The following is a 13,101-nucleotide window of genomic DNA, read 5'->3' as shown; positions in this document are numbered from 1 at the left end:
CAGGACGTCCTGAATCGTATTAGGAACGGGTCAGGGACCGCTTATAGCGTCACGGTCCCGGCCCTGGATCACACTTTGTTGAACAGGCCCAATTGAGCGATCTTGCTGAACGCCAACTGCGACGCTTGAAGCATAGTCTGCTGCAAGGTCAGGCGCGTCATCACCTCGGCCGCGTCGGAATCACGAATCGCCGACTGGGTCTGCGTGTTAGCCAGGACAAAGCTCTGATTGGTATCGCTCTGGGTATCGAGCGACTGGCCGCGACCGCCGACCGAACTCAGTGCACTGGTCAACTGGTCAGTGCCGCTGGCCAGGTTACCGATAGCCGAAGCCAGTGACGCATTCAGTTTCTGGATGGCGATGTTGTCGCCATTGGCCGGCGTATTCAAAGCGGTCCGCAACTGGTTCACGGTGTCCAGGACATTCTGCGTCTCGTGAGTATTGACCGCGACGCTGAACTGATCGTTGGCGGCCGGAGCACCATTGAGCGTGAAACTCACACCGGATGCGGTGGCGACGTTGCCCGCCAGGGTGCCGCTGGACACCGGTTTGCTGTCAGCGGTCAGTGGTGCGGCGTACAGGTCGAAGTCCGTAGCACTGGTAAACTTCAGCACCGCCGACCCCGTCGGGAAGCTGGCGTGGTAGGCCACTGGATCGGTGATCTGGCTACCGGTGATCTGAGTCGCGGTGGTGTTGCCCGGACTGCGGGCCGGAGTGAACGAGTCGGGTTTGGCAGCCAGGGTGAACGTGTGACCGGGCAGGATCGTGCCGGCAACGTCGCCCGCATGAAGATTGACGTTCAAGGTCAAGTCGACGCCACGAAAGCTCACGGTCTGACCGGTCTGGTTGTTGGGGTCGATGACCCCGCCCTTGCTGGCCTCGGCGGTCACATCGTTGCCACCCGAATCGGTGATTTTCAACTGGGTGCCGCTGGTGAACTCCACCGTGTACGGCTCGCCACTGCGGAACTGGCTGTTGTAGGTCACGCTGGACGACACTTGGCCGTTGGTCAACACCACGCGACCATCATCCACCGCCGGCGCGGTCATGGTGACCTGGCTGCGACTGGTATTGACGGCTTGCTGGAACACTTCCCAGCCAGTGCTGTTGGTGGCCATCGACATGGTGTCGCCGATCGGCAGGTCCAGGGTCACCTGGTCGCCGTTGTAGCTGTAGGTGCCGTCGTCGTTGCGGGTGAACGGTACGACATCGCCCTTGGAACCGGAAAAAATGTACTTGCCGTTTTCATCCTTGGTGTTCATCAGGCTCAGCAACTGATCTTCGATCGACCCCAATTCCGAGGCAACGGCTTTACGGTCCGAGTCGGTGTAAGCGGCGTTACCGGCGCTCACGGCCAGTTCCTTGGCGCGCTGCAACACGTTGCCAATGCTGGTCATCACCGCTTCAGTGGTGCCCAGGGTCGCCTTGATGGTGGTGACGTTGGCTTCGTACTGAGACAGCATCGACGCTTGCGTACCCAACTGCAGCAGACGCGAAGCGCCCACCGGATCATCGGCGGCGGTGTTCACACGTACCAGGCTGCTGGCTTCTTCGCTGGTCTTGACCACCTTGGCGAAATTTTTCTGGTAGTTCGCAGCCGTGCTTTCGTAAAACTGAGAAGTAGAAATGCGCATGGGCTACGGCTCCTTAAAGACTGTTGATCAAAGTGCTGAAAATTTGCTGCGCCGCCTTGATGATCTGCGAAGACGCGGTGTAGTACTGCTGGAACTTGACCAGGTTGCCGGTTTCTTCATCCAGGTCCACACCCGACAACGAATCGCGGGCGGTCTTGGCGTTGTCCAGGATCGCGCCAGTGGCGGCACTGTCGAGCTTGCCCTGGGCGGCCTTGGCGCCGACGCCCTCCACCAGCTTGCCGTAGGCATCGTTCAGGGAAATGCCCTTGCTGGAGGAACCGGTGTCCACGGTCTTGGCGGTCTGCAAGCCGGCCAGGACCGTACCGTTACGGTTGTCCAGGCTGCCGGGCTGGCTGAGGCTGACATTGATGGACGCTCCGTTGGACGGAGCACCGGCAATGGACATGTCGAACGTGACGGTGCGCTGTACCGGTGGCACGGAAGAATCCATGATCGGGTTACCACTGGCGTCCTTGAGCGGAACACTCAGGCTCAGGGTGTTGCTTTCGCCAGGTTTGATCGTGCCATTGCTGATCTGAGTGCCCTTGGCATCGAGCAACTGATAAGCCTGGCTGGTGCCATCGGCGGACGTCGCGCCGAACACCACCTTGACCGGCATGGAGTTCTTGATGCCGTTCTGGATGATGGTCGTGGTGGCGGCGTCGTAGATGTCCAGCTTGGTGGTCATGCTCGGCTGGCCGTTGGCCGGAATGGTCAGCGTACCGCTGCCCCCTGGCACGATGGCGGCGCCCAACGGCGCGGCAATCGCCAGCCGCTTGGAGTCGGTCATCTCGGTCTTGATGTTGGCCGCCTCGTTGCGGGTCGGCGTGAGCTTGAACGTGTCGCCGGCGGCAGCGGTGCCGTTGGCGAAGGTCATCGAGAAACCGTCGATCACCGGCGGCGGCGTGGTCGCGGTGTTGAACGCGCCCATCGAGGTGCCGTCGGGCAGGCGCTGGACGGTGTAGTCCGTGCCGGTGGTGAACGTCACCTTGTAGTCGTTGGTGGTCAGCTTGCCGGAGTCTTTGATGGCGATGTTGAAGTTGCCGGAGCCGGCGCTGTTGTTCAACGACGCAACGCTGCGCTGGCTGATCAGCGCGGCGCTGTTGATGTTAGTGAACAGGTTGGAGCCGAAGGCCCCGTTCATGTCGATGCCCGAGGCCTGGACGCTGTTCATCTGGTCGGCGACCACCAGAGCCACGCGACCCAGCTCGTTCATGGCCGGGTCGAGCACGGTGCTGCGGTAGCGCATCAGGCCACCGATCTCGCCGCCGGTGAGCACCGAGGTCAGGTCCATGGAACTGGAACCGCTGTTGAGCTGGATACCAATGCGCCCCGGATCGTTCTTGTCCGGCACCGCTTGCAAGGTATTGACGATATTACCCATCACCAACGGTTGGCCGGAGCCCAGGTAGATGTCCAGGCTGCTGCCGTTCTCGACGACCTGCGTGCCGGTGAACGTCGAGAGCTGGCGAATGGTTTCGCCGCGGGCGTCGAGCAGGTCGTTGGGCGCGCCGCCGGCATTGGAGACTTCGGCGATTTTCTTGTTCAACTGCGCCACGGTGGCCGCCAGGTTATTGACCTGGTCGACCATATTCGACAGGTTGCCATTGATGTTCTGGCTCTGCTCCGTCAACTGGTTGGCAACCGAATTGAAACGGTTGCTCAAGGCCTGGGCATCGCTGAGCAGCAGCTGACGGGATGCATCGTCACCCGGCTTGGCGTTGACGTTCTGCACCGAGGCGAAAAACTTGGTCAGCGCGCCGTTGAGACCGGTGCCGCTGTCCGACAACAGGGAGTCGAGCGGAGTAATCTGGCCCTGATAGGCCGCTGCGTCACTGTTGAGCGACGTGGTGGTTTTCAGTTGTGCTTCAAGGAAGGCGTTATACACCCGGCGCACATCGGCCAGGGTCGTGCCGGAACCGATGAACACGTTGCCGTACTGGTTCGACGCCTTGGTGGTCTGCACGGTCTGCTGACGCGAATACCCTGCGGTATCGACGTTGGCGATGTTGTTACCCGTGGTCACCAGTGCGGTCTGGCTTGCGGACAGACCCGACATCCCGATATTGAGCAAACTCATGGTTCAGACCTTATAAAGTCGTGGTGGCGCCAGCCGAAGCGTAGTTTTGGTAACTCGTCATCTGCCGGGCTATGTGCGAAATCTTGCTGGCGTAGTGCGGGTCGGTGGCGTAACCGGCCTTCTGCAACTCGCGTACAAACTGTTCGGGGTTATCGGCCGACTTCAGTACATCTTGATAGCGACTGTTGCTTTGCAGCAGGTTGACCAAGTCATGGAAACTGTCGCGGTACGAGGCATAGGAGCGGAACTCGGCCGTTTCCTTGACCATCGCGCCATTGCGGAATTCGCTGGTGATCGCCCGGGCCGAATCGCCCTTCCAATTGGCGCTGGCCTTGATGCCGAACAGGTTGTGACTGCTGGTGCCATCGGGCTGGCGCATGACCGATTTGCCCCAACCGGTTTCCAGGGCGGCCTGGGCCACCAGGTAACGCGGGTCGACACCGATGCGGTCGGCGGCTTCCTTGGCCATTGGCAGCATGGCGTTGACGAATTCGTCGGCATCGCGGAAGGCCTTGCGTGCCGGTGCCAGCGGTGGCTGGGCCACGGCGCGGCCATAGACCTGCATGTCGCCTTTCGGCTCGGCGGCCTTGAGTGCAGCCAACCAGTCACCATTGGCCAGTTCGCCAGTCGCCGGCTTGACGGCGGCGATGGCGCGATCCGTCAGGACGTTCTGTGCAGGCGCATCGGCGTTGGCGGCAGCCGAAGGCACCAGCCCGGCAAGCAGGCGGTCAGCCAGTTTCGGCGGCAAGGCCAGACGGCGCTGGTTGATCAGCTCCATGTCATTGCGGTGAGTACCCTCGCCCGCCCCTTGCGGCACGTTCACCGCCCGGGAAGCCCACAGCGGACGCTGGCCGTTGGAACGCGAAAGCGGGCCATCAGGCAGCGTGCCGGCGGCCACTGGCGTTGGCACCGCTGCCTTGGCAACCTTGTCCAGCGCCTCTTGCTGCTTGGCGGCCGACAAGCTTGCCGCCTCGCCTGGCGCCAGCGGTTTGTTCTTGGACATCTGGCGCAGCAGCACATCGGCCAGGCCGATACCACCGCCTTCGCGGGACATGGAAACGGCCAACTGCTGGTCGTACATTTCTTGGTACTGCTTGGCTTGCGGTGTGTTCATCGGATTGTCCTTGCCCAGCGCATCGGTGGCCGAACGCATGGACTTGAGCATTTCGCCAAGGAACAGCGACTCGAATTCCTGGGCCACTTTACGCAGGTTGCCGTCGCTGTTCTTGTCGCCGACCTTGAGCTGGTTCAGACGGTTCAGGTCCGAGTAGGAACCCGAATCCCCGCTGATCAAAGTGCCCTTGCGCATGTCCATGGACCGGTCCTCAAATCACGATCAGGTCGGCTTGCAACGCGCCGGCCTGCTTCAAGGCTTCGAGAATCGCCATCAAGTCGCCCGGCGCCGCGCCGACCTGGTTCACCGCCCGGACGATTTCATCCAGGGTAGTGCCCGGGCCGAACTTGAACATCGGCTTGGCTTCTTGCTCGGCATTGACCCGCGAACGGGGCACTACGGCCGTCTGGCCGTTGGACAACGGGCCAGGCTGGCTGACGATCGGGTCTTCGGTGATGGTCACGGTCAGGCTGCCGTGGGTCACGGCGGCCGGAGACACCTTGACGTTCTGACCGATCACGATGGTGCCGGTACGCGAGTTGATGATGACTTTCGCCACCGCCTGGCCCGGATCAACCTCGAGGTTTTCCAGGATCGACAGGTAGTCGACCCGCTGGCTTGGGTCGAGAGGCGCGGTGACGCGGATCGAGCCACCATCGAGGGCCTGGGCCACGCCTGGGCCGAGCATGTCGTTGATCTTGTCGACGATACGCTTGGCGGTGGTGAAGTCGGAACGGTTGAGGTTCAGCGTCAGGCTGTTGCCCTGGTTGAAACCGCTCGGTACCGCACGTTCCACCGACGCGCCGCCAGGGATTCGACCGGCCGACGGAACGTTGACGGTGATCTTCGAACCGTCGCGCCCCTCGGCATCGAAACCGCCCACCACCAGGTTGCCCTGGGCGATGGCGTAGACGTTGCCGTCGATACCCTTGAGCGGCGTCAGCAGCAGAGTGCCGCCACGCAGGCTCTTGGAGTTACCGATGGACGAGACGGTGATATCCACCTGTTGGCCAGGCTTGGCGAACGCCGGCAGATCAGCACTGATCGACACGGCCGCGACGTTTTTCAACTGGACGTTGCCGGAACCGGCCGGCACCTTGATGCCGAACTGCGACAACATGTTGTTGAAGGTCTGCAGGGTGAACGGGGTCTGGGTGGTCTGGTCACCGGTGCCGTTCAGCCCCACGACCAGGCCATAGCCGATCAACTGGTTGGAACGCACGCCGGAAATGCTGGCGATGTCCTTCAAACGCTCGGCTTGAGCGGTGAAGGCCGCGGACATCACCAGGGCACCGAGCAACAGCTGCTTAAGATTCAACTGGGCCACCTAGAAAGGGAACTTCGGGCTGAGGAAGAAACGGTCGAACCAACCTGGCTGGCTCGCATCGGCAAAGGCACCGGTGCCCGAGTAGGTGATGCGTGCATCGGCCACACGGGTCGAGGAAACCGTGTTGTCGGTGGCGATGTCATCGGCGCGAACCATGCCGGCGATGCGCACCAGTTCGTCACCCGTGTTAAGGGTCAGCCACTTCTCGCCGCGCACGACGATGATGCCGTTGGGCAGCACATCGGCGACGGTCACGGTAATCGAGCCGGTCAGGCTGTTGCTCTGGCCGGACTTGCTGTCGCCCTTGGTGGCACGGTCAGAGTTGTACCCGGCGTTGAGGCTCAGGTCGTTGCCCCCGATCGGGTTGTTGGCGGTCAAGCTGGAGCCGAACAGCGAGGTCAGGCCGACGCTGGTATTGCTGGTCTTGTCCATTTGCGAGTTGGCGTTCTTGCTGGCCTGGGTCCGCTCGTTCAGGGTGATGGTGATGATGTCACCGACCCGGAAGGCCTTGCGGTCGCTGTACAGATTCTGCTCGAAGCCGGCCTGGTAGATCGAACCATTGTTGGCCGCAGCCGGCAACGGCGTGCGCGGCAACACCGGGGCGTAATACGGGTCATTGGGCCTGGGTGTCGGCGCGACACAGCCCGCGAGTGCGGTGATCCCACTCAGTGCCAGAACAGATACGAAGCGTTTCATGACCCTACCTCTTGGTGTTGCAGGCGACCCTGGGGCCGCCCTGTCTATGCAATGACGGACGACGTGATTACAGATTCTGCGTAACGAACGAGAGCATCTGGTCGGCAGTGGAGATCACCTTGGAGTTCATCTCGTAGGCGCGCTGGGTGGTGATCATGTTGACCATCTCCTCCACGGTGCTCACGTTGGACGTTTCCAGGGTGTTCTGCAGCGTGGTGCCGAAACCGTTCAGGCCCGGGGTGCCGATTTGTGGCGCACCACTGGCGGCGGTTTCCAGGAACAGGTTGTTGCCCACCGCTTGCAGGCCGGCCGGGTTGATGAAGTCGGCGGTCTGCAGGTTGCCGATCACTTGGGAGGCCGGGTTGCCCGCCACCGTGATGGACACGGTGCCGTCACGGCCCACGGTAAAGGTCTGGGCATCGTTCGGGATGATGATCGCCGGCTCCAGGGCGAAACCGCTGGCATTGACGATCTGGCCGTTGGAATCGAGGTGGAACGTACCGTCACGGGTGTAGGACGTGGTGCCGTCCGGCTGCAGGATCTGGAAGAAACCGCGACCGTCGATGGCCATGTCCAGCGGCTGCTCGGTGGTTTGCAGGCTGCCGGCGGTGAAGTTTTTCTGGGTGCCGACAATGCGTACACCGGTACCCACTTGCAGGCCCGACGGCAGTTCGCTGTCCTGGGTCGACTGGGCGCCAGGCTGGCGTTTCACCTGATACAGCAGGTCCTGGAACTCGGCACGATCACGTTTGAAACCCGTGGTCGAAACGTTCGCCAGGTTGTTGGAAATGGTCGTCAGGTTGGTGTCCTGGGCGGACAGACCTGTTTTGGCAACCCATAGAGCCGGAAGCATTCGATTCTCCTCGTACGCCTGTTTTTCGGCGCGACGCTTTAGTTAATGGTTAGATCTGCAAGACCCGAGCCATGGCCTCGTCGCCTTCTTTGGCGGTGTTCATCATCTTGACGTGAAGCTCGAACTGCTTGGCCAGGGCCAGCACCGAGGTCATCTCATCCACGGCATTGACGTTGCTCGCTTCCTGGAAACCCGACACCAACTGCACGTTGGCATCGATGGGCGCCGGCTGGCCGTCCTTGGTCCGGATCGAACCATCCAGGCCCTTGGTCATGTTCTTGAGGTCCGGGTTGACCAGCTTGATGCGGTCCACTTCAGCCATTACCCGCGGGCCTTCGCCCATGGCGCGGATGCTGATGGTGCCGTCCTGGCCGATCTCGATTTTCTGCTCCGGCGGCACGGCGATCGGACCGCCGTTGCCCATCACCGGCATGCCGTTGCCGGCCCGCAGTACGCCCAGGGCGTCAACATTGAGGCTGCCGGTGCGCACGTAGCTTTCACCGCCGTCGGGGTTCTGCACGGCCATCCAGCCCGGCCCGCTGACCGCGACGTCGAGGTCGCGACCGGTTTCAATCAGCGCACCCGGGGTGAAATCAGTAGCAGGTCGTTCGGACAGGGCAAACGCCCGCGCCGGAAAGCTGTCGCCGAACACCGGCATCGAGCGCGCCTGCTCCAGGTCTTTCTGAAAACCATTGGTGGAGATGTTCGCCAGGTTGTTGGCATGGGCCCGCTGCGCCAGTGCGTTCTGGCTGGCGCCGGTCATTGCCACATAAAGGTACTTGTCCACTGTCGTTCCTCTGCATGCCGGACGTTTGCCGCCCACTGCTGTGTTGCACAGCCTTAAGCAATTTGCAGACCAACTTTTTTCTGGCGGGGCCAGGCCCATGAAACAAAGGGCTCTGGGGATTCGGAGGGCATTGCCGAGTTGTATCGAAGACGAAAAACCGGCGGTGTCATGCCGCTAAGTGGCAAGGGCTGCCAAAGCACCGCCGAGCACATCGACCACCCGGTCTTGTTGATCTGCGGATAGACCGAGCCATAGCGGCAAACGCAACAGTCGCTCGGAATAACCATCGGTAATATCCATTGCGCCATGCACACGCCCATAGCGCGTTCCACCAGGGGATGAATGCAGCGGCACGTAATGGAACACCGCATAGATTGCGTGGCTCTTGAGCGCCTCGAGAACGGCCTGGCGCTCCACGCCAGGGGCGAGGAGCACGTAGTACATGTGCGCATTGTGCTGGCAGTTTTCAGGAATGATCGGACGACGAAGCAACCCTTGCTGCTCAAGTCCCGCCAACGCAGCATGGTAATAGTCCCAGATCACCAGGCGGCGATGGGTGATGGCTTGCGCCTCTTCCAATTGGGCCCAGAGGAAGGCTGCTGTCATTTCTCCAGGCAGAAACGAGGAGCCCACCTCTTGCCAGGTGTATTTGTCCACCTCGCCCCTGAAGAATCGACTGCGATCGGTACCTTTTTCCCGGATGATCTCGGCTTGCAATGCCATTGCAGGATCATTGACCAGCAACGCCCCGCCCTCCCCCGAGATCACGTTCTTGGTCTCGTGAAAGCTGAATGCCCCAAGGTTTCCGATACTGCCCAAGGCTCGACCCTTGTAGGTTGACATCACACCTTGCGCGGCGTCTTCAACCACCGCCAGCCCATGCTTATGCGCAATAGCCAGGATAGTGTCCATCTCGCAGGCCACACCGGCGTAATGGACGGGCACGATGGCCTTGGTCCGTGACGTGATCGCCGCCTCGATCAGACGCTCGTCCAGGTTCAGGGTATCAGGACGAATATCGACGAAGACCGGCACCGCGCCACGCAACACAAAGGCATTGGCCGTGGAGACGAAGGTATAGGAAGGCAGGATGACTTCGTCGCCAGGCTGGATGTCCAGCAGCAACGCCGCCATTTCCAGCGCAGCCGTACATGAGTGGGTGAGCAATGCCGTGTTGCAACCCGTGTGCGACTCCAGCCAACGGTGACAACGCTTGGTGAATGGGCCATCACCGGCGAGCATGTTGCCGAATTTGGCCTGGGCAATGTAATCCAGCTCTTTGCCGGTCATGTACGGGCGGTTGAAGAGTATCGTTTCGTTGCTCATTGCAAACTTCCCTGGGTGGGCATAGTAAATAGTGGCGCACAGCATAGAACTTCAAACCGCACTAATCCGCCCACCGATCTGACTGCCTGTATCTAGATTTTCGTAGAAGTACGGAGTAAATCCGGCCCCCTTCATGGCCTGTTGGGTTTCACCAATATCGTACTCAATCCGATGCAGGGCGAAGGCTTGACCGTCCCAGGTCGCGAAAGCTGCCCGAGCATCGCCATCACGTGGCTGGCCAACTGAACCGGGGTTGCAATAGACCTTGCCCTCGCCACTCCACAAGTACTGGACATGGGTATGGCCTGATGCGAAATACTGGCCAGGCAAAGGCGCGAAATACGTTTGCGAGGGCCGGACATATTCGTCCAGAGGATCGTTCCAGCCGCCATGGACGATGCTTAATTGATGCTGGGTCGAGCGCTCCGGGAGCGCCCCCAGCCAGGCCAGATTCTGCGCAGTGATAATGCCCTGCTGATAGTCCAGGCAAGCATTGGCGCTATTGGAACGGGGGCAGCGCTCATTCTTCGCCAGGTACCAATCATGATTGCCCATCACAGAAAAGATGTTTCGCTCGCGCAGGGCCTCGCAACACTCATTGACCTGGCTGTAATAACCGGCCGTGTCGCCCAGGCAGATAATCTGCGACACACCCAGCTCATCAAGCTTGGCAAGCACTGTCCGCAGGGCGCTGTAATTGCCATGTACGTCAGAAATGATCCCGATCATAGACAATGAAATCCTCTATATAACGAACAGCGAAACCACTGCGAATGGTTGGCTGGGCCGGTGCCTTGCCGTCGAGGTAATGATCCAGACACATGGCGGCCTCGTTGTAGCCAAATGCGCGACGTATAGAACTGGTCGAGGATATTCGCGGATTGATCTCGAGCAGGCTCCAGGAGCCGTCGATGCCACGACGGAACTGCAGGTTGGTCGGCCCCACCGGCTTGAAGGCGCGGCACAGCCTGCCAACCACCTGATCCAGCGAATCATCCTGATACACCCAAGCCTTGGCGGTGGACCCGTCTGAGGCCAGCTTGCGCTGGAAGGCGATGATCGGACCAGTGTCGCCGCTACCATTGCCAAACGCCGCCACGGTGAATTCGTCGGCCGCGCTGCCAATGATAGGTTGCGCCATGAGGTAATCACCGAGCAGTGCCGCGTGAGGCGTAAAGTCGCGCTCCTCACGAACCCAGACCAGCCCTTTGGAGGCGTAGCTTCTACGCGGCTTGAGCAGGAACGGCAGGCCCAAGGCCGCCTTCAGGGAGTGAAAATTCCCCGACAGCAGGCTGGGAATACGGCTGGCATCCCCCAGCGCCACCAGCGCCTGGTCCATTGCCCACTTGTCCTTGGAAAGGTCGATCAATTCCTGGTTGTTGAGCACGACCTGACAATCAAATGTCGCCAACAACGCTCGGTTGTCCGACAACCAATGGACATCCTGTTCGATCCCGGGAATAAGCAGATCAACCTTGTTCCTGGCCAATGTGTCGCCCAGCCACTGGCCGTACGCCGGGTCTGCAGTCAGCGGGGCCTGCACGAATACATCGCTCCAGCCGCGACCGACAGCGTCGTCGTAGATATCCGTGCCGACCAAACGAACAGAGGGAGACGCATCATGCAGTGACTTGAGCAGGCCATAGCCCATGATGGCGCCTACGCCAGTCACCATGACGGTCTTCATGACAGACTCTCCCGTTGCGCTCTCATCAGCTCAAAACCCCGGCGAACATCTATTCGCGGAGTAAATCCTATTTGCTCGTACAGCTCATGCGCGCAGTCAAAGGGAGGCAAATCGGGAATATCGCTTTTTTCCGGCAGGAAGCGGATATCCGACGGCTTGCCAAACGCCTCGAATGCGGCCTGGGCAATTTCGGAAAGACGGGGAGATTCAGGATGGCCGCAGTTGTACAAGCCAGCAATACCCTGCTCTGCCAGCCGCGCGCAGACCTCGGCAAGGTCACTCAGGTGCAGGTAGTTGCGCCTGGCATCGTTGCTGCCATACAGCTCGACGGTTTGCCCCACCTGCGCCTTGTCGGCGATGGCGTAGAACAGTGGCTGGTGAGACCTGCACTGCTCGCCGCTATCGTAGACCTGACTGATGCGCAGGATGCTCAACGCCATGCCCCGCTCTTGGCAATACAGGCTGGCCACTTCCTCGGCATGGCGCTTGGACAGCGAGTAGATGCCGAAATAAGGATCCGCCGGCCGGTCGCAGGCCGAACGCGACGACAACAGAATGAAATGGCGCGCCCCGCATTGTTCGGCCAGGCGGCAGGCAGCCAATGTCCCGACGCTGTTGATCAGCTCGGCACGAACCAGATCGTCCGGCTGACGACCGCCGAAATCGGCAGCGGCCAGCACGACGACATCGAAGCGCTCATCGCACGCGCAAGGCGCCTGGCTAGCGAGGTCAAAAGTAATATCGGCATCCCGGCGCCCCGCCAACTTGACTTCGCCAAGGCGCGACAACGCGAGGGCGACCGCCTTGCCAATGACTGATGTACTGCCAATGACCAGGCTTTTCATGACTGGGGGACTGTCGCTTCAAGCATCAGCGCGCAACTGAGCTCTGGGTAATCGATGCCCACGGTGCACATGGCCTGGACGATGTCCGGCCCCAGGTTCAACTCTTTCAATTGTCCGGTGGTGAAGGGCTTGAGAAACACGCCTTCCTTGCGCACGACCTGGAGCCCGGCGGCTTCCAGTTCAGCGGTCAAGGTCTGGAGCGAGTAGCTGCGCACATGGCCCAGCTCCAGATCGCCACGCCCCAACGCCATCATGTCGCCAAGCAGTCCGGCAGCATGGCCGAACCGCCGATGCAGGGACTCACCATTGGGAACCAGCACGAAGCAACGACCACCCGGTGCAAGAAAGCGCTTGAACCTTTGCAGCACGGCCTGTGGGTCTTCGACATGTTCCAGGACAAATCCCATCACGATGAGATCGAAACGTTTGTCGGTGTCGAATGTCTCGAAATAACTTTCGACGATCTCGGCCGTATTGTCCGGGTACTGGGCCTTGAATTGGGCGATCACCGAGGCAGAGCCATCGATGACCGTGTGTCCACTGAAGAACTGCGAGAAGCGGTGGGTGCTGAAACCATGGCCCACACCGAGCTCCAGCAGGCTCTGCGCCTGGGTGCACAGCGCCATGATGCGCTGGGGATACCAATTGAGAATGATGTTGTTGTCATACGCGTAGCCAAAGCTGTCGCTGTAGGCTGCGATGAAGGTATCAAGATCGTTGCTCATGTCACATGCACTCCGCTGCGCGGCCAA

12 protein-coding genes are annotated in these 13,101 nt (G+C 60.6%); all 12 read right to left on the bottom strand.

The window, feature by feature from the left end; translation table 11 throughout:
• Nucleotides 1–68: 68 nt before the first annotated feature.
• Nucleotides 69–1,634: a flagellar hook-associated protein 3 gene (locus tag AB4Z20_RS19040; RefSeq protein WP_442090412.1), complete on the bottom strand. Its 1,566-nt coding sequence runs from the start codon at nt 1,632–1,634 to the stop codon at nt 69–71.
• Between the two features lie 13 nt (nt 1,635–1,647).
• Nucleotides 1,648–3,714, bottom strand: coding sequence for a flagellar hook-associated protein FlgK (gene flgK, locus AB4Z20_RS19035; RefSeq protein WP_442090411.1), 2,067 nt, complete (start codon nt 3,712–3,714; stop codon nt 1,648–1,650).
• Nucleotides 3,715–3,724: 10 nt separating this feature from the next.
• Nucleotides 3,725–5,029, bottom strand: a complete 1,305-nt coding sequence (gene flgJ / locus AB4Z20_RS19030; protein ID WP_253472397.1) for a flagellar assembly peptidoglycan hydrolase FlgJ — start codon at nt 5,027–5,029, stop codon at nt 3,725–3,727.
• Nucleotides 5,030–5,039: 10 nt separating this feature from the next.
• On the bottom strand, nt 5,040–6,110 hold the full coding sequence (locus tag AB4Z20_RS19025; RefSeq protein ID WP_161796644.1) for a flagellar basal body P-ring protein FlgI: 1,071 nt from the start codon (nt 6,108–6,110) through the stop codon (nt 5,040–5,042).
• Between the two features lie 45 nt (nt 6,111–6,155).
• Nucleotides 6,156–6,851, bottom strand: coding sequence for a flagellar basal body L-ring protein FlgH (gene flgH / locus AB4Z20_RS19020; protein ID WP_253472395.1), 696 nt, complete (start codon nt 6,849–6,851; stop codon nt 6,156–6,158).
• 67 nt (nt 6,852–6,918) lie between these two features.
• Nucleotides 6,919–7,704 (bottom strand): flagellar basal-body rod protein FlgG, encoded by a 786-nt coding sequence (gene flgG / locus AB4Z20_RS19015; protein WP_214510726.1) that lies wholly within the window; start codon nt 7,702–7,704, stop codon nt 6,919–6,921.
• A gap of 49 nt (nt 7,705–7,753) precedes the next feature.
• Entirely contained in the window at nt 7,754–8,491 is a 738-nt protein-coding gene (locus tag AB4Z20_RS19010) for a flagellar basal body rod protein FlgF (RefSeq protein ID WP_214510725.1), read from the bottom strand.
• Between the two features lie 174 nt (nt 8,492–8,665).
• Nucleotides 8,666–9,817, bottom strand: coding sequence for a dTDP-4-amino-4,6-dideoxygalactose transaminase (gene rffA, locus AB4Z20_RS19005; RefSeq protein ID WP_442090410.1), 1,152 nt, complete (start codon nt 9,815–9,817; stop codon nt 8,666–8,668).
• A 51-nt stretch (nt 9,818–9,868) separates the two neighbouring features.
• Nucleotides 9,869–10,546 (bottom strand): metallophosphoesterase family protein, encoded by a 678-nt coding sequence (locus AB4Z20_RS19000; RefSeq protein ID WP_442090409.1) that lies wholly within the window; start codon nt 10,544–10,546, stop codon nt 9,869–9,871.
• Complete coding sequence (locus AB4Z20_RS18995) at nt 10,527–11,504, bottom strand: ATP-grasp domain-containing protein (RefSeq protein WP_442090408.1); 978 nt, start codon at nt 11,502–11,504, stop codon at nt 10,527–10,529. Before AB4Z20_RS18995 ends, AB4Z20_RS19000 begins: the two co-directional genes overlap by 20 nt.
• Nucleotides 11,501–12,349 carry an NAD-dependent epimerase/dehydratase family protein gene (locus tag AB4Z20_RS18990; protein ID WP_442090407.1) on the bottom strand — a complete coding sequence of 283 codons (849 nt, stop codon included), beginning with the start codon at nt 12,347–12,349 and terminating at the stop codon, nt 11,501–11,503. The genes AB4Z20_RS18995 and AB4Z20_RS18990 overlap by 4 nt, the downstream gene beginning before the upstream one ends.
• On the bottom strand, nt 12,346–13,074 hold the full coding sequence (locus AB4Z20_RS18985; RefSeq protein ID WP_442090406.1) for a methyltransferase domain-containing protein: 729 nt from the start codon (nt 13,072–13,074) through the stop codon (nt 12,346–12,348). The genes AB4Z20_RS18990 and AB4Z20_RS18985 overlap by 4 nt, the downstream gene beginning before the upstream one ends.
• Nucleotides 13,075–13,101 lie beyond the last annotated feature (27 nt).

This window comes from Pseudomonas sp. KB_12, assembly GCF_052114545.1.
Classification (GTDB): domain Bacteria; phylum Pseudomonadota; class Gammaproteobacteria; order Pseudomonadales; family Pseudomonadaceae; genus Aquipseudomonas; species Aquipseudomonas brassicacearum.
The sequence above is the reverse complement of the archived record's forward strand: the minus strand, read 5'-3'. Positions and strand labels throughout refer to the sequence as shown.

What these genes read in the sequence shown, in the direction of transcription:
- AB4Z20_RS19040 (WP_442090412.1), bottom strand. Translation starts at nt 1,634, where the DNA reads ATGCGCATTTCTACTTCTCAGTTTTACGAAAGCACGGCTGCGAACTAC.
- flgK (WP_442090411.1), bottom strand. Translation starts at nt 3,714, where the DNA reads ATGAGTTTGCTCAATATCGGGATGTCGGGTCTGTCCGCAAGCCAGACC.
- flgJ (WP_253472397.1), bottom strand. Translation starts at nt 5,029, where the DNA reads ATGGACATGCGCAAGGGCACTTTGATCAGCGGGGATTCGGGTTCCTAC.
- AB4Z20_RS19025 (WP_161796644.1), bottom strand. Translation starts at nt 6,110, where the DNA reads ATGTCCGCGGCCTTCACCGCTCAAGCCGAGCGTTTGAAGGACATCGCC.
- flgH (WP_253472395.1), bottom strand. Translation starts at nt 6,851, where the DNA reads ATGAAACGCTTCGTATCTGTTCTGGCACTGAGTGGGATCACCGCACTC.
- flgG (WP_214510726.1), bottom strand. Translation starts at nt 7,704, where the DNA reads ATGCTTCCGGCTCTATGGGTTGCCAAAACAGGTCTGTCCGCCCAGGAC.
- rffA (WP_442090410.1), bottom strand. Translation starts at nt 9,817, where the DNA reads ATGAGCAACGAAACGATACTCTTCAACCGCCCGTACATGACCGGCAAA.
- AB4Z20_RS19000 (WP_442090409.1), bottom strand. Translation starts at nt 10,546, where the DNA reads ATGATCGGGATCATTTCTGACGTACATGGCAATTACAGCGCCCTGCGG.
- AB4Z20_RS18995 (WP_442090408.1), bottom strand. Translation starts at nt 11,504, where the DNA reads ATGAAGACCGTCATGGTGACTGGCGTAGGCGCCATCATGGGCTATGGC.
- AB4Z20_RS18990 (WP_442090407.1), bottom strand. Translation starts at nt 12,349, where the DNA reads ATGAAAAGCCTGGTCATTGGCAGTACATCAGTCATTGGCAAGGCGGTC.
- AB4Z20_RS18985 (WP_442090406.1), bottom strand. Translation starts at nt 13,074, where the DNA reads ATGAGCAACGATCTTGATACCTTCATCGCAGCCTACAGCGACAGCTTT.